This window comes from Staphylococcus aureus, from assembly GCF_001027105.1.
Taxonomy (GTDB): domain Bacteria; phylum Bacillota; class Bacilli; order Staphylococcales; family Staphylococcaceae; genus Staphylococcus; species Staphylococcus aureus.
Window position 1 is genome coordinate 2058859 of sequence record NZ_CP011526.1, and the last position, 23696, is coordinate 2082554.

Below are 23696 nucleotides of genomic sequence, written 5' to 3' on the forward strand. Positions count from 1 at the left end.
ATATGTCACGTTATTCCGCATCTTCTGAAGAAGATGTTCCGAATATATCCTTAGAAAGGAGGTGATCCAGCCGCACCTTCCGATACGGCTACCTTGTTACGACTTCACCCCAATCATTTGTCCCACCTTCGACGGCTAGCTCCTAAAAGGTTACTCCACCGGCTTCGGGTGTTACAAACTCTCGTGGTGTGACGGGCGGTGTGTACAAGACCCGGGAACGTATTCACCGTAGCATGCTGATCTACGATTACTAGCGATTCCAGCTTCATGTAGTCGAGTTGCAGACTACAATCCGAACTGAGAACAACTTTATGGGATTTGCTTGACCTCGCGGTTTCGCTGCCCTTTGTATTGTCCATTGTAGCACGTGTGTAGCCCAAATCATAAGGGGCATGATGATTTGACGTCATCCCCACCTTCCTCCGGTTTGTCACCGGCAGTCAACTTAGAGTGCCCAACTTAATGATGGCAACTAAGCTTAAGGGTTGCGCTCGTTGCGGGACTTAACCCAACATCTCACGACACGAGCTGACGACAACCATGCACCACCTGTCACTTTGTCCCCCGAAGGGGAAGGCTCTATCTCTAGAGTTGTCAAAGGATGTCAAGATTTGGTAAGGTTCTTCGCGTTGCTTCGAATTAAACCACATGCTCCACCGCTTGTGCGGGTCCCCGTCAATTCCTTTGAGTTTCAACCTTGCGGTCGTACTCCCCAGGCGGAGTGCTTAATGCGTTAGCTGCAGCACTAAGGGGCGGAAACCCCCTAACACTTAGCACTCATCGTTTACGGCGTGGACTACCAGGGTATCTAATCCTGTTTGATCCCCACGCTTTCGCACATCAGCGTCAGTTACAGACCAGAAAGTCGCCTTCGCCACTGGTGTTCCTCCATATCTCTGCGCATTTCACCGCTACACATGGAATTCCACTTTCCTCTTCTGCACTCAAGTTTTCCAGTTTCCAATGACCCTCCACGGTTGAGCCGTGGGCTTTCACATCAGACTTAAAAAACCGCCTACGCGCGCTTTACGCCCAATAATTCCGGATAACGCTTGCCACCTACGTATTACCGCGGCTGCTGGCACGTAGTTAGCCGTGGCTTTCTGATTAGGTACCGTCAAGATGTGCACAGTTACTTACACATATGTTCTTCCCTAATAACAGAGTTTTACGATCCGAAGACCTTCATCACTCACGCGGCGTTGCTCCGTCAGGCTTTCGCCCATTGCGGAAGATTCCCTACTGCTGCCTCCCGTAGGAGTCTGGACCGTGTCTCAGTTCCAGTGTGGCCGATCACCCTCTCAGGTCGGCTATGCATCGTTGCCTTGGTAAGCCGTTACCTTACCAACTAGCTAATGCAGCGCGGATCCATCTATAAGTGACAGCAAGACCGTCTTTCACTTTTGAACCATGCGGTTCAAAATATCATCCGGTATTAGCTCCGGTTTCCCGAAGTTATCCCAGTCTTATAGGTAGGTTATCCACGTGTTACTCACCCGTCCGCCGCTAACATCAGAGAAGCAAGCTTCTCGTCCGTTCGCTCGACTTGCATGTATTAGGCACGCCGCCAGCGTTCATCCTGAGCCAGGATCAAACTCTCCATAAAAATTATGATGTTTGATTAGCTCATAAATACTAAATAATGTTTGTAACTTATAGTTACGTTTTTGGAATTAACGTTGACATATTGTCATTCAGTTTTCAATGTTCATTAAAATTATCTATGGAGCGGGTGATGGGAATCGAACCCACAACATCAGCTTGGAAGGCTGAGGTTTTGCCATTAAACTACACCCGCTTATTTAAATTAAGAATTTTGATGCGGCCGAGAGGACTTGAACCTCCACGGGATTTCTCCCACTAGGCCCTCAACCTAGCGCGTCTGCCATTCCGCCACGACCGCGGATATAGGCATTTAAAACATCTTCGTTTTTCAGAACGTTATTTATTATATTATGTTTAAAAATATTTGTCAATAACTTTTAATCGTTTTTTTACATTAAATTAATTTGTGTTATCAGTTGTTAACACAACGCTATTTATAATAAAACATTTAGAACTTATTGTCAACATATTTTATAAATTAAATTTAGAATTGACTGTCTTTCAAATCAAAGTTTATTTAATTTGTTCTTTTTTAAGGAACGTGTTTAATCATACTAACTATAAGCTGTACAGTCAATAGAAAAGTTCAATCAAAATGTCATGAAAAATGTATAATTATCTTTTGTGCTACTTTAAAGCTTTAATTGGGTAAAGTTTATATATTAATTATTACTAAAATACGCCAAGATTTTTAATCTAATCATTTTAATTTCATCCTATCAAGCCACAATTTATGCCATTACCTATATCATAAGTAGAAAAGCCGAGATTGCGAAGTATTAAATTACGACAATCTCGGCTTTAAACATTTTATAAACACAATTTCTTCTTATTCAATTACTATGTTTACCAATCAAAATAACTCACTGATAAATTCTATATAAATTCCATACAACTCATAAATAATCTTACATATACACGAATTAGCTCTATTTGTATTGTACTTATTTCAATTGTCTTTTCATTCTTAATTTTCCATTGCAATGTCCGCAACGCATACGATTCGTATCAACTTTACGGATACGTATATATTTTGCATGACATTTAGTGCAATAATATTCATAATTTGCCCGTTGTTGATAGCTTTCAATGCTGTTACAAAATCTAGGCGCTCCAACTTGTTGGCTCAATCGTTTAAAATCTTGATCTTTATGTTGATAACCTTTACCAGCAATATGCAAGTGATAATGACACAATTCGTGCAGTATAATTTTTACAACAGCATCTTCTCCATAATGCTCATATTGTTTTGGATTAATTTCAATATCATGGGACTTTAAAAGATAACGTCCGCCTGTTGTACGTAACCTTTTATTAAAATATGCACAATGTCGAAACGTACGTCCAAATTTTTCTTCCGAAAGATTCTCAACCATTCGCTGAAGTTTGTCATTATTCATGTGGATCAATCATCGTTAATGATACTTTGTCTTTATTTTTGTCAATACTGTAAATCCAAACGTCAACGATATCACCAACACTGACAATATCCATTGGATTTTTTACGAACTTCTTAGAAAGTTTCGAAACATGGACAAGTCCATCTTGTTTAACACCTATATCTACAAATGCTCCAAAATCTACTACATTTCTAACTGTACCACTCAATTTCATTCCTTCTTGTAAATCTTCAATTGATAGCACATCGGATTTAAGGATTGGTGTTTCAAACTCGTCCCTTGGATCTCGATTAGGTGCTTTCAAGGATTTAATAATATCCTCTAATGTAGGTACACCGACTTGTAATTCAATCGCCAGTTCATCCATATCCAATGAATTTAATTTAGCTTTTAATGCATCACTACCTAAATCATTGCCACCAAATCCGAGTTTATCTAATAACTGATACGTTACTTTATAGCTTTCGGGATGAATCGATGTATTATCCAATGGCTCTGAACCGTCTACTATTCTTAAAAATCCTATACTCTGCTCAAAAGTTTTAGCACCCAAACGCTTAATCTTGCTTAACTCTTTATTATGCTTTATTGCGCCATTTTCTTCTCTATATGCAATTATATTTTTAGCAATTTGCGAACTTAGACCAGACACATATTGTAATAATGATGATGATGCTGTATTGACATCAACACCTACTTGGTTAACTGCTGTTTCAACAACGAAAGTTAATGCATTTTCTAGTGCTTTTTGATTAACATCATGCTGGTATTGTCCGACACCAATAGATTTAGGATCGATTTTAACTAATTCACTTAATGGATCTTGAACGCGTCGTCCAATTGATACGGCACTTCTTTCTTCCACTTGAAAATCAGGAAATTCATCTCTAGCAATTTCTGATGCTGAGTATACTGAAGCGCCCGCTTCATTGACAATGATGAATTGTACTGGCAACTGATGCTTTTTAATTAAATCTGCAACAAATTGTTCTGTTTCACGACTTGCAGTACCATTGCCAATTGCAATTAATTGCACATCATACGCTTTAACCATTTGTACAAAATCCTTCTCTGCTGCCTCTTTTTTAGAAACTGGTGGATGCGGATAAATCACACCTTTTGCTATAAAAGTACCGAATGGGTTAATGACTGCTAATTTACAACCTGTTCTAAATGCTGGATCTACGCCTAATATTTGTTTACCTTTCATTGGAGGTTGCAGTAATAGATTTCTTAAGTTTTCACTAAAAACATCTATTGCATGATTTTCAGCTTTTTCAGTTAAATCAGCATGGATTTCACGCTCTATCGAAGGGACAATTAAGCGTTTCAAGCTATCTTTAATCGCCTCTAAAATATAACTGCGATTTACATTATTATGATTGATTTCTTGACGTGCAATGAAATCCTCTACTGATGTCGTATCGAATTCAAACTTTACAGATAATACTTTCTCTTTTTCACCACGATTAACAGCTAAAACTCTATGATTAGCAATGCGTTTAATTGGCTCACTATATGCATAGTACATTTCAAAAATACCTTTTTCATCTTCAGCATTTTTCTTTTTAGATGTAGTTAACACACCTTGATGATACATATCTTTTAAAATTTTTGTTCTATATTTAGGATTATCTGAAATTTGTTCCGCAATAATATCTTGTGCACCTTTGATAGCATCTTCAACCGATTGCACTTCTTCATTTATAAATTGTTGTGCTTTTTCTTCAATTGAGACTTCATGTTTACGTGCCTTCATCCATATCGCTAATGGCTCTAACCCTTTACGTTTCGCCTCAGTTGCCCTTGTCTTTTTCTTTTGTTTAAAAGGCCTATATAGGTCTTCAACACGTTGTAATTTGTTCTGTTTTAAAATATCCTTCTTTAATTCCTCAGTAAGTAATCCTTGCTGTTCTATATTTTTGATAACTTCTTCTTTACGTTTTTGTAAATTGACCATATATTGGTATTCGTCATCAATTTGCTTTATTTGAACTTCATCTAGTCCACCAGTTTGCTCTTTTCGATACCTCGCAATAAATGGTACTGTATTTTTTTCTTCTAGCAGTGTTAATACTGCTTCAATTTGTTTTTTACTAAATTGATATTTCTCTATGATTGAATTAATCAATTGATTGTCCATTTACTTAACCCACACTTTTTCTTAAATTTACTCATTTATTTTAACATATTCTAAAATACTTCTATTAAGATATGATACTTAATGTAATTTTCACTTCCAAAACATTTAAAACGAATGATTAGGTCATACTATATTTTAAAACGCACTAAGATTATTGAAAATGACACACCATCATTTCTAAATTTCATAATCTAAGACTACTTTTTTTATTCTAATAGCAACCCACCTATTTAAAACGACAATTAGATATCTTCTTCACTTAAATTATTAATACTATATCGCGACATTTATGTGGATACACATTAAACTACACTAATAATGTATTAATTCGAAAATCTTAATTAAATTAAAAATACCCCTCGATTTCAATTTAATAATCAAGGGATAATTATATGGATTTTTCATTATAAAACGTATCATTAATAAACAAATTCTATTGATGTGCTGCTTCTTGTAATTTCTTAATTGCCGTTCTCTGAAGTCGTGATACATGCATTTGACTTAAACCGATACGCTCACCTGTCTCTTTTTGACTCAATCCTTCAATAAACGTACATTGTATGATTTCTCGTTCGCGATCAGATAATATAGGTAATATTTTTTCTAAAATCATACGTTTTTCAGTTAAGTCATAATGGTCATCTTGTTGCCCCATAATATCTAATAGCGTAACAGTTGAACCATCTTTATCAGCTTCAATGGAATGATCAACACTTAACGCATTATAACTTTGTCCCATTTCCATTGCTTCTAACACTTCTTCTTCTGAGACTTCTAATCGATCAGCTATTTCACTGATAGAAGGTGAACGCTCTAATTCAGCGGTTAGTTCATCGCTCACTTTTTTGATTCTTGGCCCAATTTCTTTAATACGTCTCGGAACATGTACACTCCAAGTTTTATCTCGTAGATATCTTTTGATTTCACCGATTACAGTAGGTACTAAAAAGGCTTCAAACTTCCGTTCAAAGGACATATCGAATCTATTTATGGCACCTATTAAACCAACCATACCAACTTGAACTAAATCTTCGTGATGTGATTGTCCTTTAGAATATTTATATGCCAATGACTCAATTAGTTTTTGGTAATGTTTAACTAACTTATCCTGTGCATCTGTATTCTTATTTTCTTGGTGTTCTTTAATCCATTGGTTAATTTGCTCAGGTGAAATTTCATTAGCTGATTTCGACTCTTTCGCCATTATTTCGCACCTGCTCTTTTTTTATATACTTAGTCATACTGATTGTCACACCAGATTCTTTATATACTGTGACTTCATCCATTAAAGATTCGATTAAAAATAAACCTAGGCCACCTTCGCGTAAAAAGTCTATATTTTCGTCTTTATCGTAAGGACCTATTTTTGATTTAGTTGTTTCATAATCAAAACTGTCACCTTTATCAGAAATAACAATTTTAATTTTATCTTCTAAAATTTCAAAATATATGTTAATAATGCCCACATTGTTATTTTCTTTGTATGCATGTTTAACTGCATTTGTCACAGCTTCACTAACTGCAATCTTGGCATCTTCAATATCATCATATGTAGCACCAGCTCTCGAAAAAACGCCAGAAAGTGTTAAACGAATTAAACTTACATACTCTGCCGATGCTGGCACGCGCATTTCGATAAAATCTTCTTTAGATTGCATGTTATTCGACCTCCGTTCCTTCATTAACATGCATTAAATCCTTAAGACCAGTAATTTCAAATAGTCTACCGATACGATCTGACACACCTAAAATGTATAGTTCTTTATCATTTTGGTTTAATGCTTTTAATGTACCTACGAATAAACCTAAACCTGTCGAATCCATATAACTCACATTTTCTAAATTAACATAAATATCACGAGTTCCATCTTGTCTCATAGGTGTTAAAACCTCTTCTAATTCAGGCACAGTATAAACATCTAATTCTCCACCGACTTTAACTTCGTAAAATTTATCTTGAGTGGTTGTTTCTATATTAAGATTCATTTCATTACACTCCTACTTATTAAAAATATTTATCTTCATTTTAAGCGCTGTATCCACCATATTTATATTTCAAATTATTATATACCCATCGAAATAATTTCTAATCTTCTTTTTTAAATTAATTTACTCTTTTTATAATCAAAATAGTCATATCATCTTTTTTATTTGGGTTTTGAAGCTTTAAAATTGCTTCATAGATAATTTGAACAATATCTTGTGGGTGCATATGTTTATGTTTTTTAATATATTCTAAAAGTTTTTGTTTATCTATAAAGGTACCTTCACTATTTCTAGCTTCAGTCACACCATCCGTTAAAATGATAATTAAATCATCAAGGTATATTGGAATTTCTTGTTGTTGATATCGTGTTTGTGAACTGATTCCTAACACTCTACCTCTAACTGAAATTTCTTCAAATTCTTCTTTTTCAGCGCGATAAATATATCCAGGCTCATGACCAGCTGAACTACAATACAATAAATGGTTCATTTCTTCATATAAACCATAAAACATTGTGACGAACATATTTTGATTAATATTCTTTTCAACAACACGATTTAAACGTTTTAAACCATCACTCGGTAATTGTGAGTGTCCATAAGAATCCATGCCAAACTTTATCATACTCATTGCTAAAGCAGCTGGTATACCTTTTCCAATGACATCTGCAACAGCAAAGCTCATTGTGCCATCGTTATGGTCAATTAAATTAAAATAATCTCCACTTACTTTTTGTGCCGCCACTGAAATAACGCCAATTTGAATACTATCAAATTGTGGAATATCTGTTTTAAGCATTGTTTGTTGTAAGCTAGAAGCTAAGTCTATCTCTTTATCGTGAACTTGAAGTTTATCTACCAATCTTTGATAATCTCGATAACTATAACCAAAGCCTTTAACGATTTCTTGTAAGACATCTAATGTCTTGAACACATCTTCACGCGTTAAGTTTAACGTCAATATATAGTTTTTGTGAATATCGACAATGTCTTCAGGCAAGACGTCCTTACGAATCACTTCGTCAGTGTATTTCTCACACTTTTTTATCAATTCTACTTTATCTTGGCACGTTAAACTTTCATCAATTAAACCCTTATAATGTTGCTTAAATTCTTCCACGATTAGTTGCCTCCTCACTTCCCTTACAAAGCAAATGCTTAAGCAAGGATAATTATGATTCACTTACTAACATTTATTTAATTGCACTTATCAATTTTGTCGTTTGCAATTTTGCTGTAGATGATACTTTTAAGCTAAAAAACTTTAGGATGGAATACCTAAAGCCTAAAAAACTTAAGACATCCTTTTATAATAAAAAATATGAATATCATAACTGGTATTTGCTAAAATCTTTGTTTATAAGAAAATTCTTCGTACAGAATTTAGAAATAGTTATAATTATTATAAAGTTATTGTCTTTTATATCAATATTTTATTTATCTCTGAAAAATACATATAATAGACGCCTAATTTTTCTGGTGAGCTACTGCATTCAGCCCTAAACTAATCATTAGTGCATTATCTACTTCTTTCATTTTATCATCGGATAAGTACGTCAGTTTTTCTTTCAATCGTTTTTTATCAAGTGTACGAATTTGTTCTAATAATATAACTGAGTCTTTATCCAACTTATACTTTTTCTTTTCAATCTCTACATGTGTCGGTATTTTCGCTTTATTAATCCTACCAGTTATTGCCGCAACAATAACTGTAGGACTATATTTATTACCAGTATCATTTTGAATTATGACTACAGGTCTGACTCCCCCTTGTTCAGATCCCTGTACTGGTGATAAATCTGCTAAATAAACATCTCCTCGTCTAATCATTCATTCGTTGAATTAGAAGATAAATATGTTTCGTTGCAATCGCATGCTTCACACTCTATCGGAAAAGCTTCGTTCGCTAGGGAGAGATTTAAATCAGCCATTTGTGAATATCCTTCTTTTAAAGATTGTTCTAAGCTATGACTTCTATTTTGACTAAAAGATAACATATGAGAACCTCCAATTGATTCCAAAAGTTATTAAATGACCTTTAATTACTCTAATGATAACAAATTTTATATGCACTGACCATATTATTTTAACAATTCATTTGTTACAAAACGTTGATCACCATCATGATAGATTCGCGGCAAACGTCTCGACAAGTTACAAAGCACTTCATAATTAATAGTATGTTGCTTTTCAGCTACCACCTCTACCGACTGTGGACTTTCTCTATGATTATCTATTAAAATCACCGAATCTCCAGCTTTAACTTGATCTGGCACTTTAACAATTGTCTGATCCATACATACGCGACCAATAACTTCGCATTGATGACCATTTACATTTACAAAGCTACCTTGCATTATGCGTAAATAGCCATCTGCATATCCAATAGGTAACAATGCTATTGTAGTTGGGTCAGTAGCTGTATAAGTTGCACCATAACTTACAGACTCACCCGCTTGTAGCGTCTTTGTTTGAACTACATTAGCAATTAATTGCACACTTGGTTTAAGGTGTACTTTAACTTTTTGCTGTACATACTCTGATGGATAATATCCATAAAGGGAAATTCCTGGTCTTATTGCATTACAGAATTGGCAATCCATTAATAGAGAGCCTGCTGAGTTCTGACAATGTATATATTCAGGTTTAATTGCTTCATTGACCATATCTTTAAAACGTTGATATTGTTCAGTTGTCATATCTCCTGGTTCGTCAGCACAGGCAAAGTGTGTAAACACGCCTTCAAATACAAGTTGCTCATATTGTTGAATGATTTCAATCACTTCTTGATACGTTTTAGTATCTTTAATACCTAAACGTCCCATTCCTGTATCTAATTTAATGTGCAACCATAACTTTTTCTCTTGCTCACCAGAAATGTTTTTAATTGCTTCTTTCAACCACTGTTTAGACGGAACCGTTAAGGCAACTCGGTGTTGTATCGCTTTATCAATATCTTTAGCTGGTAACACACCTAAGACTAAAATTTTAGCAGTAATCCCATGCATTCTAAGTTCTATCGCTTCATCTAACGTTGCTACAGCAAAAAATGTGGCGCCATTTTCCATTAAATGACGTGCTACTTTAACACTACCTAGTCCATAGGCATTGGCTTTAACGACAGCCATCACTGTTTTATTTGGATGCAATGTACTGAATACTTTGAAATTTGATGCAACAGCGTTTAAATCTACATTCATATACGCAGATCTATAATATTTATCCGACATATTACTTCCTCCTGTAATTCCCACACGTTTTAAAACTAGATCTTAATTATCATTGTATAACAAATTTAAAATGCTGACTTTTCTAAAACAACTTGGCTCATCGCATAATGCTCAGTGTGTGAGATACTAACATGTACGATAAACCCTTCGTAATCAATCTTTGGTTTGCCAAGTTCGTCGTTGTAACAGTCTATATCGTTAAAAGCTACATGTTTTCCTAAGCCTGTGCCTAATGCTTTACTGAACGCTTCTTTTGTAGCAAACCTGCCAGCTAAAAATTCAATTTTACGTTGCTCATGTGTGAAATTGTTGAATTTGTGCTGTTCATTTTTAGTTAAAATCCGCTCAACCAATTTTGGTTGCTTACTATATAACGCTTGTATTCGATCGATTTCGATTAAATCTACACCAATTCCATGTATCATTGATTATTCCTCATTTTTATTGTTTTCTAAATGTCTCTCGTTATTTAACCATCGTTTCAATCTACGTGCTTCACTTCTATCTATTAATTCAATTTCAGCTTGACCACCCGCTGTATAAAGGGTCAAAGTTGCTAATCGATAGCGTCTCATTATAGGACCAACATCGATATCAATATTTTGAATACGAAAATATGGTATTACCTTTTCATCCAAAAATAAAATGCCGTTTCGTACACGCAAATGGTGTTTTTCAAATGCATATCTGCAGTGCTTATATCGATAGACTGGCGCTATAACAAGCGTGAAAACAGCAACAAGTAATATTATAATCACACTACTAACAATGGATAAATGGTTATCTAAAATCTCCCAAAATAGCCAGTTCAAAATATTAAATGCGATTAAAAGTACAAGCGCTATGGGTATCCAAAACAGCACAGCACTTAACCTCATCACTTTTTTAGCGTGTGGTGACATAAAATTATAATCCCTCATCATTTTCACCTCTTAAATACCATGATTTCAATTTATTTGCATCTTCACTTCTTGCGTATTTTAAGTTAATCGATTGGGCTCCCACACCTTTAGCAACAATAAAGCTAAAATTATTTAAATTGTTGCGTTTAAGTAATGTATGTTGCCAAGTGTCAAATCCTATAATGTGATGCGCTTTAAAATAATAAATATTTCGTTTCAATAGCTCGAAATTCTGGATAGTAATTTGTTCTTCTGTCATTTTAAAACCCGCATGTTTGACATAAAGATATCCTTTGATCACAAATAAACCAATAATGACTATTGTTATAATCGTAAATAACAATAATAATTGATTCCAAAAATAACAGCCTATACCTGCCATAGCTATGACAATAATACTAGGTATTAAAAAGTGTCTGTGGAAACCTGACAAAGGCATACCTTCATTAACTTGTTGATAAGATAAATCTGGTACTAAATTCTGGATAATTTGATATGCTTTGTCTCGTTTAATAAACGGCAATATCGGCACACTACCTGAATCATTGTCATCATCTTCGATTTTTTTATTTTCAAAATCACTTGTGATGATAAAATGTATTGCTGTGTAGCCAAATAATCTTCGTATATATGACTGACGTTCAACAACAGCTTGCAATCGTTTCGTTGGTACAGTTACTTTCTTCTTGTTAAAGAGACCATATTCAATTTTAAGTTGCTCATTTTCAAGCATCACCGAAAAGCCATAAAATCTTATCATTGTTATAATCGTTCCAATAATATATGCCACTATTAATACTAGTAAAATGATGATTAATACTGAAATACTTACAATTTGAACCCATTGACTAATTTCATGATTTAGCTTCGACCATGGGATCAACTCTCTTACAGCCCCGTAAATCGGTACTAAAGCTGCTAACGTTACACCAATGGCGCCACTGGTCATTGCCATAAATAGTGATTCTTTAAAATTCATCTGATATATAGGAATGCGTTTATTTTTCTGATTAAGCATACTATCAGTGTTCTGCACTTCATCTAAGCGACCTTCTGCGATGTCTTCCACATTACCTTCAATGTCATGATTACAGTTGTCATTCTTCTCAGCACTAGACTTTTGCGCCACTTCTGTCTTCAACTCTGTTTGCAATTGATCAATATATCGTTCAAGATATTCACCTTGTTTTTTCGAAATAACACTTAAGACAATACCATCACTTGGTGTTTTGATTTGTAAATCCACACCACCAATAATTTGATTGACGACCCCTTGTGTCATATCAACGGACTGAATACGTTTTATATTTAATTCTTTACGCTTTTTATTAAAAATACCTGTTGTTAAAATGAAATAATTATCCTCAATCCAATATCGCGTGTTCATAATTCCGACAATTTGAGAAATGTATGATATTAAAAAGAATACAAATACAATACCTATCCATAAATATGATTCGGGATTCGTATAATCAAAATCTTTCAATTGAAAGATAATGAAAATAAAAAAGACGACTATGTTTTGTTTGATAGCATTGATTATGCCATTAAAATATGAAATCGGATGTAATTTTTGAGGTTCAGACATCACTTTCAACCCCTCTCAAATTCGACATAGTTCTCTCTTCGATTATTTTAACATCGTCATGAGACATCATCGGTAAATAAATAGTATGACCTGCAGTCATAAATCCAACTTTATACAAATTAAGCACTTTACTAATTGGATTAGATTTAATCGACAAGTATTGTAAACGTTCAATTCGACTCGTTTCTTCTTTATATATAAAAAATGATGTACGATATTGTACACTTAGTTGATCAACTTTATAAAAGCGACAATGATATTGCCATAAAGGCTTAATAAATAATTTTAATGTACTCAGAGCACCTAAAACCAACAAAATATAAAGTAAGTAATGTGGCCATTCAAATCTTAACCATATAAAATAAAAAATGACATACACAGCTACACTCAATATAAATTCTAAGCCATTCGTAATGTAGTAATACAACAATGCTGACTTAGGACTCTTAGTCAACTTAGTATAATCTGACATATACCCCTCTCCCCAAATAAAAAATTATACGGATTTATAATCTATTTCATTTTATTTTTATATGATGATAATTATAGCATATGGAATATTTCATGCTAATTTATTCTTCCTAAAGGTACATCTAAAAATTTAATTAAGCAGAAAGTGCTTGAATTGCTAAAAAGACACCATGTTATAATTTTATCAACATGATGCCTTTCATCTATAATCAATCTTTCATCTTATCAAGAGCGATATTTAGTTCAAGCACATTCACATAATCATTTGTTAACACACCACGCTGCTTACGATGTTGAATCAAGTCGGCCACTCTTGAAGTAGATACATGACGAGCATCAGCAATACGAGGTGCTTGCTTCAATGCATTTTCGACCGTAATATGCGGATCTAAGCCCGACCCAGAACTTGTTGCAGCATCTATTGTTACATTTGAATTCCCAAATTTAACATGATGTTTCATGCGTGCTATTAATTCGGTGTTTCCATTCGATTCATTACTTCCACCTGAAGATACGCCGTTTTTATATAATTTTTCAGGATTCATATTATAATCAACTGCACTCGGTCTCCCGTGAAAATATCGTGTCTCTGTCCAGTGCTGTCCAATCAATTTTGATCCAACTATACGATTGTCATACGTAATTAAACTGCCATTTGCTTGTTGATAAAAAAATATTTGACCAATTAACGTGATAGCTAACGGGAATAAAAATCCACATAATACCATAGTTATTATCGTTAAACAAATACTATTTCTTATCGTATTCATGGTACAGGCTCCTTCCTCTTTACACAAAAAATTGTACAATCATATCTATTAATTTAATGCCTAAAAACGGGACGATTAATCCACCTAATCCATAAATCAACATATTATTTATAAAGATTCTATCAATGCTGTAACCCTTTACTTTTACACCTTTCATGGCAATTGGAATTAAGGCAACAATGATTAATGCATTGAATATCAAAGCTGATATAATTGCAGATTTAGGTGACGATAAATGCATAATATTTAGTGAAGTCATTTCTGGAATTGTTGACATCATTAGTGCAGGTAAAATTGCAAAGTATTTTGCTACGTCATTAGCCAAACTAAATGTCGTTAATGCACCTCTCGTCATTAATAATTGTTTGCCTATTTTTACAACCTCTATTAACTTTGTAGGATTCGAATCTAAATCAATTAGATTAGCTGCCTCTTTAGCACTAATTGTCCCTGAGTTCATAGCTAATCCTATATTCGCTTGTGCTAGCGCAGGTGCATCATTTGTACCATCTCCTGTCATCGCAACAATATGGCCTTTCGCTTGTTCATCTTTGATGACTTTAATTTTATCTTCGGGTTTACACTCTGCAACAAATCTATCAACCCCGGCTTCTTTTGCAATTGTAGCTGCTGTTAAAGCATTATCACCTGTACACATAACTGTTTCAATCCCCATTTTTCTCAATTCAGTAAATCGTTCTACAAGACCATCTTTAATCACATCTTTTAAATAAATCACGCCAAGCATGACATTGTTTTCAATGACTATTAATGGTGTGCCACCTTTACTCGATACATCCATACAGAGAGACTCAATATTAAGAGGAATATTGCCTTGTTGTTGTTTGACAAGATTTATCATACTATTAGGTGCACCTTTGAATACCGATATTTCATTTGTAATGATTCCGCTCATTCTAGTTTCAGCTGTAAAAGGCTTATATGTGCCATCAATGTCTTTAGGCAGCTCATTTATATACATCTGCTTCGCTAATCGTACAATACTTTTTCCTTCTGGCGTATCATCGTAGATTGATGACATATAAGCAGCGACTATCAATTTTTCAAGCATTTGTTGATTCACTGGTAAAAATTCACTAGCGATTCGATTGCCATAAGTGATTGTGCCTGTCTTGTCTAAAATCATTACATCGACATCTCCACATACTTCTACAGCACGCCCACTTTTCGCTAATACATTGAATTGAGTAACACGATCCATGCCTGCAATACCAATCGCCGATAACAAACCACCGATTGTCGTTGGTATTAAACATACTGTTAACGCAATGAGCATCGCAATAGGTAAAATTAAATGCAGGTAAGATGCTATTGGATATAACGTTACAATAACGACTAAAAATATAATTGTTAACGTTGTTAATAATGTAAAAAGTGCAATTTCATTTGGTGTTTTATTTCTTTCCGCCCCTTCAACTAAGGCAATCATTTTATCTAAAAAAGATGTACCCGCTTCACTCTCAACACGTATTTCTAACCAATCAGATGTTACAAGTGTACCGCCAATGACTCCATCAAAATCGCCACCTGATTCTTTTATCACAGGTGCAGACTCACCAGTAATTGCAGATTCATCAACGGTTGCTAATCCATTTATTACAACGCCATCAGCAGGGATTGTTTCTCCATTTTCTACCCGAATATTTTGTCCGGCTTTTAACTCTGTGGCGTTCACTATCCGATACGCACCATTTTCTTCTATCAATCGAGCAGTTAAATTTGATTGTGCTTGTCTTAAACTATCAGCTTGCGCTTTTCCACGACCTTCAGCAAAGGCTTCTGAAAAATTAGCAAACAATATAGTTATTAATAATATGATAAAAATTGTAATCAAATAACCTCGCGATAGATAGCTAGTTCCAAATATGTCAGGAAAACATATTAATATCAACGTTAAAATCATTCCAACCTCAACGACAAACATTATCGGATTTTTTATTAATTGTTTAAGATTCAGCTTATAAAAACTCATTTTCAAAGCTTCTATCACCATTGTTTGATTGAAATATTTATTTACATGATGCATTTTTTCCATCCCTTTACTTTATTTTAAAGTTAAAAATTCACCAATAGGACCAAGTAATAGTACTGGAATAAATGTCAAACCACTTAGTAAAACGATAAATACGATTAGTGATACGCCAAAATAAGGTTTATCAATCGCTATTGTATATTTATCTTGATGGTATGATTTTTTATTCACTAAACTTGATGCAATCATTAATTGCAAAATAATTGGTATATAACGAGAAAGCAACATAATGATTCCTGTAGAGATATTCCAGAATGTTGTATCATCTTTCAGTCCTTCAAACCCTGATCCATTGTTCGCAGCAGCTGATGTCATTTCATACATAACTTGTGAAATACCATGAAAAGACGGATTCGTTATACTTTCACTTGCTCCAGGAATCATAAAAGCAAGTGCTGAAAATACTAAAATTAAAATTGGGTGTATGAGAAAGACTAAGACAATACATTTCATTTCACGGGCGCCAATTGGCATATTTAAATATTCTGGTGTTTTACCAACCATCAAACTGCATATAAACACCGTCAGTAAGACAAATATCAATAAATTCATGAGTCCTACGCCTTCGCCACCAAATACAACATTTAGCATCATTAATACCATTGGTCCTAATCCACCTATAGGCGTTAAGCTATCATGCATGTTATTAACAGAACCCGTTGTAAATGCCGTCGTAATAACTGTAAATAGTGCTGACAAACCTGCTCCAAACCGTACCTCTTTACCTTCCATATTCGGTCCATAAATGCCTAAATTCGCTAGTATTGGATTACCACGATACTCACTCCACATAGTTAATGTAAGAATTGCTATAAAAATGAAAAACATTGCGACAAATAATATCAACGCATGACGATGTACTCGTTTACCATGTCTACTTAACATGCGACCAAATAAGAACAACATTGACATAGGAAGTAACATCATACTGCCCATTTCTATAAAATTGCTCCAAATATTTGGATTTTCAAAAGGTGTTGCAGAATTTCCTGCTAAAAATCCTCCACCATTCGTACCAAGATGTTTTATTGATTCAAGTGATGCAATAGGTCCAAATGCAATATGTTGAATATGTCCGCTTAAAGTCCGAATCATTAAATTAGCATGCAACGTTTGTGGTACACCTTGAGTCATCAATAAAATACTAATTAAACATGATAATGGTAAAAGTACTCGGACAATAAACCGAACAATATCTTGATAAAAATTACCAATGATATTAGTTAATCCAGTTAAACGTCTCAACATCGCTATACAAACGGCGTAACCTGATGCACTAGATGTAAACATTAAATATGTCATTACAATCATTTGCGTTAAATATGTCACATCTGATTCACCGTTATAGTGTTGTAAATTACTATTTGTTAAAAAAGATATTGCTGTATTAAACGCTAAATCTATCGATTGGTTTAAATTATGATTTGGATTTAAAAAAAGCCATTGCTGAACTATTAGCAATACAAATGTTATAAACCCCATAAATCCATTAAATGCCAGAAAATGTTTGACATATGTTTTAGCTGACATGTGTTCTAAATCTGTGCCGATAATTTTAAAACACATATTTTCAAATCTAGTAAATATTAAATCTACTCTTGACGATTGCACCAATGCTACGCGATATAGATATCCACTAAAAACATACGTAATCATAACCATCATTGTTAGAAACAAAATTATTTCCATGATAACCCTCACTTAATATATTTCTAAAATTTTTCACTACGAATTAAGGCATAAAATAAATACAAAACTAATGCAATAACTACCAGTAATAAAACGATGAGCATTGCCATAACCTCCTTACAACACAACAACATCGTAACAACTTGTTTATGAGAGAAATATTAATTTTCAAACTTAGTTATTAAGAAATCATTAAGATGTGTATGCAGAAATAAATTTTATAGCATTTAATTGTGAAGAATATTATGATATTGCTATCGAGGTGAAGGTTATGTCAAACACTGAATCGCTAAACATAGGAAAAAAGCGTGGATCTTTAACAATTTACATCGGTTACAGTCCAGGTGTTGGTAAAACATTTGAGATGCTTTCAAATGCCATTGAACTATTTCAAAGTAACGTTGATATTAAAATAGGATATATTGAACCGCATCAGCGTGATGAAACAAATGCATTAGCTGAACAATTACCTAAAATCACAACCAATTTTACTAAACATGGTAGTCATCATTTTCAATATTTAGATGTCGACCGCATAATCGAAGAATCGCCGACAATAGTACTTATCGATGAGTTAGCACATACGAATATTTCTAGAGATCGTCATGAGAAACGATATATGGATATTGAAGAAATTTTAAATCATGGTATCGATGTTCATACCACTTTGAACATTCAACATATTGAAAGTTTAAGTAGTCAAATTGAACTGATGACCGGTGTACATGTTAAAGAACGTGTACCCGACTATTTCATAATGAGCGCCGATGTATTAGAAGTCGTAGATATCTCACCTGAACAATTAATTAAACGCTTAAAAGCTGGCAAGGTATATAAAAAGGATAGGCTAGATGTAGCATTTAGTAATTTCTTTACGTATGCCCACCTAAGCGAACTGCGTACATTGACGTTAAGAACAGTTGCCGACTTGATGAGTGATAAAGAAAAAGTCCGACACAACCATAAAACGTCACTCAAACCTCATATTGCTGTGGCAATTAGTGGGAGCATTTATAATGAAGCAGTAATTAAAGAGGCATTCCATATTGCTCAAAAAGAACATGCGAAGTTCACTGCTATTTATATAGATGTATTCGAAAAAAACAGGCAATATAAAGATAGTCAAAAGCAAGTGCATCAACATCTCATGCTTGCAAAATCATTAGGAGCAAAAGTAAAAGTAGTTTATAGCCAAACCGTTGCATTAGGATTAGACGAATGGTGTAAAAATCAAGATGTAACCAAATTAATTATCGGACAACATATTAGAAATAAGTGGCGAGACTTTTTCAATACACCTTTAATTGACCATTTAATGTCCTTTGAACATAGCTATAAAATCGAAATCGTTCCAATCAAACAAATACCTGTTGAATTGAAAATGAACAAATCACCCTATCGTCCTAAAGGCAAACGTTTCGCCATAGATATGTTAAAAATGATTTTGATTCAAATAATTTGTGTAATGATGGGACTGTGGATTTATCAACTTGATAAGCATGAGTCTAGTACGATTATTTTAATGATTTTTCTCATCGGCATCATTTTATTATCCATTTGGACGCGGTCCTTCATCATTGGCTTTTTAGCAGCAATTATTAACGTATTTGTTTTTAATTATTTTTTTACGGAACCTAGATATACATTTGAAGTATATCGCTTTGACTATCCTATTACATTTATCGTTAGCATTTTAACAAGTATTTTAACGAGTGCTTTATTAAAACAAATTAAATTCCAATACTCCATTACTAAAAAGCAACTTTATCGTACAGATTTATTATTTCAATTTAATGATTCGATTAAACAAACTTATACAGTTGAAAACTTACTAATAAATGCTGGATACCAAATTAATCAATTATTGCAACAATCAATTACTATATACGTTATCAATCAATCGAAAGTAATTAAAACAATACCATTGCAAAACCATATCGATAATACGACTCAACAGCATGAACAAGCATTAAGCTGGGTAATTAAAAATGAAAGACAAGCTGGTGCAACAACAGATACATTTCCAGGCATTAATAAATGGTTGATACCAATTGGCACATCTCCGATTAAAGGCATTCTAGCCATTGATTACCAAAGTTCTCAAGTGATTAATCCATATGATGCATCAATATTAGAATCAATGTTAAATGAACTTTCTCTCGCCGTTGAAAATGTGACGTTACTTAAACAAACGAGAGAATCCATGTTACAGGCTGAACGTCAACTGACACATTCAAATTTTTTAAGATCAATTTCGCATGACATACGTACACCGTTAACAACAATTATGGGAAATTTAGATATTTTAGTATCACATAGTAAAGATATGTCTATCATAGAAAAGGAACAATTACTTGTACATAGTTTTCAAGAAAGTCAGTATTTATATCTATTAGTGACAAATATTTTATCATTAACAAAATTACAGTCATCAAATGTTCAGATAAAATTGCAACCTTATCTCGTTAGTGAATTAGTAGAAGAAATCGATATGATTTTAGAACGTCGCCATTTAAAAAAGCGTATAACTGTATCATCCTCAGTAAATTTACAGTTTATACACATTGACAGTAAGTTGATTTTACAAGCTTTATTCAATTTGATTGAAAATGCAGTTAAACACACTTCTACTGACACCAAAATCAATTTATCTATTCGTTATGCTAGCTATGAACAAATCGAATTTGCCGTTATAGACGAAGGACCTGGAATTAGTTTAGAAGAACAACAAAAGATATTCGAGCCTTTTTACACAGGATCAAATAAATATTTTAAAGATAACCAAAAAGAAAGCATGGGACTAGGCTTATATTTAGTACAGACTATCCTACACAAACATCAATCAAACTTACAATATAAACCGAACCAACCACACGGCAGTATATTCTATTTCAATATATATACAGACTTTAACGAAGGAGACGTATAATGCAATCTAAAATATTGATAATTGAAGATGATCACGCAATCACACATTTACTTGATGTTGCATTAACTTTAGATTATTACAATGTAACTACAGCCGACAATGCCACACAAGCACACTTTAAAATTCAAATTGATAAACCAGATGTCATTTTATTAGATTTAGGTTTACCAGATAAAGATGGATTATGTTTGATTTCAGAAATCAGGCAACATACTGACATTCCTATCATTGTAATAAGTGCAAGACAAGAAGAACAAACAATTATTCAAGCTTTAGATAACGGTGCGAATGACTATATGACTAAACCTTTTAATGTTGATGAGCTTCGGGCACGAATACGAGTCATCGAGAGAATCGCTAAGTCACATCAAGAAACTAACATTGTATTTACTAACGGTTTGCTAAGCATCGACTTTGGCTCCAAATCTGTTGTTATTAATAATCAGGAGGTACATTTGACGCCAAATGAATTTAGCTTGTTAGAACTATTGTCAAATCATAAAGGAAAAGTACTCACTTATGAGATGATATTAAAACGAATATATGGCTATGTTAATAAGACTGAAATGCCTAGTTTAAGAGTGCATATGACATCATTAAGACAAAAACTTTCACAATGTCATGAGGACGCAAAAGATATTATTAAAACACATCCACGCATTGGTTATCAAATGTTGCAGTGGAAAGAGAAATAATTAAATAAAAAAGATCGCTGCCATTAAACGAATGATTGGCAGTGATCTTTTTTATATTCAACTTATTATTTATCGCGCACTAGCGTCAGCAAAAAGCCCTATTGTTTTTTATAAGAACATGATACTGAAATTTCATAAAGTTTATTTATGTTCGATTATTCTTAATTTAAAAATAGTTCTTTAAATTATATACTCACCACATTTGGTGGAGAACCATATTTACACAGAATGATATAACCGCATACAGATCTCAATCCAATTAAATATTTAACCTTTAAAACGTTAGTACTTTGATATCTACAGAGAATCAATTATTGAAAACAAAAAAGAGCTCAAGACATTACATCTTTAAGCTCTTAATCTATAAATTATTTTTGATGGTCAGCAAATGTGCGACCTTTCATAGGTCTGCTTCCACCGCTGCTCTTCTCTTTACGGTCGAATTTTTTTGTACTTTTCTTCTTACTTGAGTATCCTTTTGAACGTTTACTCTTACTGTCAAATTTAGGATTACCACGCTTACTATTTCTGTTACGAGAACCACTTGGTTTACCGTTACGGCCTTTGCGAGATAATGGTTTTTCAAAAGTTAATTGAACTTCAACTTCATCGTTTGCTTCTACTAACTCTTGTAAAAGTGCAGCAACTAAATCAACATCGTTATATTCATTTAACAACTCTGTAGAAATGCGTTTCAAGCGTGATTCTGACTCTTTAGACATCCAGTTTTCAACTTTTTCTTTGATGTCATCTTCACGTGCTTGAAGTACTTCTTTACGATGTGGTGGACGAAGTGCACTCATTTTTCTACCGTTTGCATCTTCAATTTGTCTGATATAATCCATTTCGATTGGATTAACAAACGTTACAGCGATACCTTCTTTACCAGCACGACCCGTACGACCAATACGGTGTGTATAGCTTTCAGTATCTTGAGGTATATCAAAGTTATAAACATGACTCACACCAGAAATATCTAGTCCTCTTGCTGCTACATCAGTAGCGACTAAAATATTAATTTGGTCATTTTTAAATTTCTTTAATACTTCTAAACGTTTCGCTTGTGTAATATCACCATGTAAACCTTCAGCTTTATATCCTTTAGAAATCAAAGCACTTGTTAATTCATCAACACGACGTTTTGTACGTCCGAATACGATTGCTAATTCAGGTTGATGAACATCTAGGAAATTTGTAAATGTATCAAATTTCTCTAATTCTTTAACAATTGTATAGAATTCTTCGATTTGTGGATCAGACATTTCATTATTCATTGTCTTAATGATTTTTGGTGATTTCATAAATTGTTGTACTAAAGCTTGGATTGCTTTAGGCATTGTAGCTGAGAACAACATTGTTTGACGTTGTACTGCTGGAATTTTATCCATAATAAATCTCATATCATCGATGAATCCCATATTCATCATTTCATCAGCTTCATCTAAAATCAAAGTATGAATTCCGTCCGTTTTTAATGTGCGACGATTTAAATGGTCGATAACACGCCCAGGTGTTCCGACTACGATTTGTGGGCCTTTTTTCAAGGCTTTAATTTGGCGTTCGATAGGCATACCACCGAATACAGTAACAACTTGGACACCTTGTCCACGGCTAAATTCTCTTAATTGTTCAGCTACCTGCATTGCCAATTCTCTTGTAGGTGCTAAAATCAACGATTGAACCCCTTGTTTCCCTACTACTTTCTCAATTAAAGGAATACCGAATGCTCCTGTTTTACCTGTACCGGTTTGAGCTTGCCCAAGGATATCAATTCCTTGTAACGCATAAGGGATACTGTCTTTTTGGATAGGTGTCGGCTCTTTAAATCCCATTGATTCAAGTGACTGAACCGTATTATCCGAAATCCCTAGTTCTTTAAAATTTTGCAAAATAATTCTCCTTTTTACCTGTTTATTTCTCAATATACTTTTGCATATAAGTTCATTAATATTTCATCAACTTCTATATAGTACCACCAAAAAAATTTAATCGCAATAAAGCAATTTGCGAATATTTATTAGAATCACATTAATTGATTGTCATATTTTTGTCAAAAAGCTAGCATTAGATAAGATGTAAGCGTTACGCATCATTCGAATAATCATTATAAAAAATTTTTTATAAAATACGTATATCGTTAACATTCCACAACAAATTTTACTGAAACACATGTGAAATTAGACATTATAATACTACATCTTTTTGTAAAACATTATATAAACATTCAAACTACTT

Annotated in this window: 20 protein-coding genes, 2 tRNA genes and 1 rRNA gene; 2 read left to right on the top strand and 21 right to left on the bottom strand. The window is 33.6% G+C overall.

Features of this window, described 5'->3' with window-relative positions:
• Positions 1-54: 54 nt before the first annotated feature.
• The 20 genes from AA076_RS10400 to kdpF form a co-directional block, all read right to left on the bottom strand.
• Positions 55-1606, bottom strand: a 16S ribosomal RNA gene (locus AA076_RS10400).
• Positions 1607-1724: 118 nt separating this feature from the next.
• A tRNA-Gly gene (locus AA076_RS10405) sits at positions 1725-1798 on the bottom strand.
• A 22-nt stretch (positions 1799-1820) separates the two neighbouring features.
• Positions 1821-1903, bottom strand: a tRNA-Leu gene (locus AA076_RS10410).
• A gap of 646 nt (positions 1904-2549) precedes the next feature.
• The gene (locus AA076_RS10415; RefSeq protein WP_001058111.1) at positions 2550-3005 is read right to left on the bottom strand and encodes a SprT family protein; all 456 of its coding nucleotides are present in this window, start codon (positions 3003-3005) and stop codon (positions 2550-2552) included.
• Positions 2998-5148 (bottom strand): Tex family protein, encoded by a 2151-nt coding sequence (locus tag AA076_RS10420; protein ID WP_000370124.1) that lies wholly within the window; start codon positions 5146-5148, stop codon positions 2998-3000. Before AA076_RS10420 ends, AA076_RS10415 begins: the two co-directional genes overlap by 8 nt.
• A gap of 433 nt (positions 5149-5581) precedes the next feature.
• On the bottom strand, positions 5582-6352 hold the full coding sequence (gene sigB / locus AA076_RS10425; protein WP_001041103.1) for an RNA polymerase sigma factor SigB: 771 nt from the start codon (positions 6350-6352) through the stop codon (positions 5582-5584).
• Positions 6327-6806, bottom strand: a complete 480-nt coding sequence (gene rsbW / locus AA076_RS10430; protein WP_001190829.1) for an anti-sigma B factor RsbW — start codon at positions 6804-6806, stop codon at positions 6327-6329. The genes sigB and rsbW overlap by 26 nt, the downstream gene beginning before the upstream one ends.
• Position 6807: 1 nt before the next feature.
• The gene (locus AA076_RS10435) at positions 6808-7134 is read right to left on the bottom strand and encodes an anti-sigma factor antagonist (RefSeq protein WP_001052491.1); all 327 of its coding nucleotides are present in this window, start codon (positions 7132-7134) and stop codon (positions 6808-6810) included.
• A 118-nt stretch (positions 7135-7252) separates the two neighbouring features.
• Entirely contained in the window at positions 7253-8254 is a 1002-nt protein-coding gene (locus tag AA076_RS10440) for a SpoIIE family protein phosphatase (protein WP_000390829.1), read from the bottom strand.
• A 347-nt stretch (positions 8255-8601) separates the two neighbouring features.
• Positions 8602-8964: a type II toxin-antitoxin system PemK/MazF family toxin gene (locus tag AA076_RS10450; RefSeq protein ID WP_000621175.1), complete on the bottom strand. Its 363-nt coding sequence runs from the start codon at positions 8962-8964 to the stop codon at positions 8602-8604.
• Positions 8961-9131, bottom strand: coding sequence for a type II toxin-antitoxin system antitoxin MazE (mazE, locus tag AA076_RS10455; RefSeq protein ID WP_000948331.1), 171 nt, complete (start codon positions 9129-9131; stop codon positions 8961-8963). The genes AA076_RS10450 and mazE overlap by 4 nt, the downstream gene beginning before the upstream one ends.
• An 84-nt stretch (positions 9132-9215) precedes the next feature.
• Positions 9216-10364, bottom strand: a complete 1149-nt coding sequence (gene alr, locus AA076_RS10460; RefSeq protein WP_001281145.1) for an alanine racemase — start codon at positions 10362-10364, stop codon at positions 9216-9218.
• Between the two features lie 65 nt (positions 10365-10429).
• Positions 10430-10789: a holo-ACP synthase gene (acpS, locus tag AA076_RS10465; RefSeq protein ID WP_000581200.1), complete on the bottom strand. Its 360-nt coding sequence runs from the start codon at positions 10787-10789 to the stop codon at positions 10430-10432.
• 3 nt (positions 10790-10792) lie between these two features.
• Positions 10793-11284 carry a PH domain-containing protein gene (locus AA076_RS10470; protein ID WP_001205910.1) on the bottom strand — a complete coding sequence of 164 codons (492 nt, stop codon included), beginning with the start codon at positions 11282-11284 and terminating at the stop codon, positions 10793-10795.
• Positions 11271-12854, bottom strand: coding sequence for a PH domain-containing protein (locus AA076_RS10475; protein ID WP_001294626.1), 1584 nt, complete (start codon positions 12852-12854; stop codon positions 11271-11273). The genes AA076_RS10470 and AA076_RS10475 overlap by 14 nt, the downstream gene beginning before the upstream one ends.
• Positions 12847-13326 (bottom strand): PH domain-containing protein, encoded by a 480-nt coding sequence (locus tag AA076_RS10480; RefSeq protein WP_001287088.1) that lies wholly within the window; start codon positions 13324-13326, stop codon positions 12847-12849. The genes AA076_RS10475 and AA076_RS10480 overlap by 8 nt, the downstream gene beginning before the upstream one ends.
• A 208-nt stretch (positions 13327-13534) precedes the next feature.
• Positions 13535-14095 (bottom strand): K(+)-transporting ATPase subunit C, encoded by a 561-nt coding sequence (locus AA076_RS10485; protein ID WP_001092411.1) that lies wholly within the window; start codon positions 14093-14095, stop codon positions 13535-13537.
• A gap of 19 nt (positions 14096-14114) precedes the next feature.
• Positions 14115-16142: a potassium-transporting ATPase subunit KdpB gene (kdpB, locus tag AA076_RS10490; RefSeq protein ID WP_000546584.1), complete on the bottom strand. Its 2028-nt coding sequence runs from the start codon at positions 16140-16142 to the stop codon at positions 14115-14117.
• An 18-nt stretch (positions 16143-16160) separates the two neighbouring features.
• The gene (kdpA, locus tag AA076_RS10495) at positions 16161-17837 is read right to left on the bottom strand and encodes a potassium-transporting ATPase subunit KdpA (protein WP_000402656.1); all 1677 of its coding nucleotides are present in this window, start codon (positions 17835-17837) and stop codon (positions 16161-16163) included.
• 23 nt (positions 17838-17860) lie between these two features.
• Positions 17861-17971, bottom strand: a complete 111-nt coding sequence (gene kdpF / locus AA076_RS10500) for a K(+)-transporting ATPase subunit F (protein WP_001789641.1) — start codon at positions 17969-17971, stop codon at positions 17861-17863.
• A 137-nt stretch (positions 17972-18108) separates the two neighbouring features.
• Here kdpF and AA076_RS10505 point away from each other — a divergent pair, with 137 nt between their 5' ends.
• Together AA076_RS10505 and AA076_RS10510 are read left to right on the top strand one after the other, a co-directional pair.
• The gene (locus AA076_RS10505) at positions 18109-20766 is read left to right on the top strand and encodes a sensor histidine kinase (protein WP_000072278.1); all 2658 of its coding nucleotides are present in this window, start codon (positions 18109-18111) and stop codon (positions 20764-20766) included.
• Positions 20766-21461: a response regulator transcription factor gene (locus tag AA076_RS10510; RefSeq protein ID WP_001190841.1), complete on the top strand. Its 696-nt coding sequence runs from the start codon at positions 20766-20768 to the stop codon at positions 21459-21461. Before AA076_RS10505 ends, AA076_RS10510 begins: the two co-directional genes overlap by 1 nt.
• 368 nt (positions 21462-21829) lie before the next feature.
• Here the strand turns inward: AA076_RS10510 and cshA are convergent, their stop codons facing one another.
• Positions 21830-23350: a degradosome RNA helicase CshA gene (gene cshA, locus AA076_RS10515; protein WP_001178942.1), complete on the bottom strand. Its 1521-nt coding sequence runs from the start codon at positions 23348-23350 to the stop codon at positions 21830-21832.
• Between the last annotated feature and the right edge of the window lie 346 nt (positions 23351-23696).

Excerpts from the sequence above, each read along its gene's own strand:
- AA076_RS10505 (WP_000072278.1), top strand. The coding sequence starts at position 18,109 with ATGTCAAACACTGAATCGCTAAACATAGGAAAAAAGCGTGGATCTTTA.
- kdpF (WP_001789641.1), bottom strand. The coding sequence starts at position 17,971 with ATGTTGTTGTGTTGTAAGGAGGTTATGGCAATGCTCATCGTTTTATTA.
- kdpB (WP_000546584.1), bottom strand. The coding sequence starts at position 16,142 with ATGCATCATGTAAATAAATATTTCAATCAAACAATGGTGATAGAAGCT.
- rsbW (WP_001190829.1), bottom strand. The coding sequence starts at position 6,806 with ATGCAATCTAAAGAAGATTTTATCGAAATGCGCGTGCCAGCATCGGCA.
- AA076_RS10485 (WP_001092411.1), bottom strand. The coding sequence starts at position 14,095 with ATGAATACGATAAGAAATAGTATTTGTTTAACGATAATAACTATGGTA.
- AA076_RS10415 (WP_001058111.1), bottom strand. The coding sequence starts at position 3,005 with ATGAATAATGACAAACTTCAGCGAATGGTTGAGAATCTTTCGGAAGAA.
- alr (WP_001281145.1), bottom strand. The coding sequence starts at position 10,364 with ATGTCGGATAAATATTATAGATCTGCGTATATGAATGTAGATTTAAAC.
- AA076_RS10420 (WP_000370124.1), bottom strand. The coding sequence starts at position 5,148 with ATGGACAATCAATTGATTAATTCAATCATAGAGAAATATCAATTTAGT.
- sigB (WP_001041103.1), bottom strand. The coding sequence starts at position 6,352 with ATGGCGAAAGAGTCGAAATCAGCTAATGAAATTTCACCTGAGCAAATT.
- acpS (WP_000581200.1), bottom strand. The coding sequence starts at position 10,789 with ATGATACATGGAATTGGTGTAGATTTAATCGAAATCGATCGAATACAA.
- AA076_RS10510 (WP_001190841.1), top strand. The coding sequence starts at position 20,766 with ATGCAATCTAAAATATTGATAATTGAAGATGATCACGCAATCACACAT.
- AA076_RS10480 (WP_001287088.1), bottom strand. The coding sequence starts at position 13,326 with ATGTCAGATTATACTAAGTTGACTAAGAGTCCTAAGTCAGCATTGTTG.
- AA076_RS10435 (WP_001052491.1), bottom strand. The coding sequence starts at position 7,134 with ATGAATCTTAATATAGAAACAACCACTCAAGATAAATTTTACGAAGTT.
- AA076_RS10475 (WP_001294626.1), bottom strand. The coding sequence starts at position 12,854 with ATGTCTGAACCTCAAAAATTACATCCGATTTCATATTTTAATGGCATA.
- mazE (WP_000948331.1), bottom strand. The coding sequence starts at position 9,131 with ATGTTATCTTTTAGTCAAAATAGAAGTCATAGCTTAGAACAATCTTTA.
- AA076_RS10450 (WP_000621175.1), bottom strand. The coding sequence starts at position 8,964 with ATGATTAGACGAGGAGATGTTTATTTAGCAGATTTATCACCAGTACAG.
- kdpA (WP_000402656.1), bottom strand. The coding sequence starts at position 17,837 with ATGGAAATAATTTTGTTTCTAACAATGATGGTTATGATTACGTATGTT.
- AA076_RS10470 (WP_001205910.1), bottom strand. The coding sequence starts at position 11,284 with ATGAGGGATTATAATTTTATGTCACCACACGCTAAAAAAGTGATGAGG.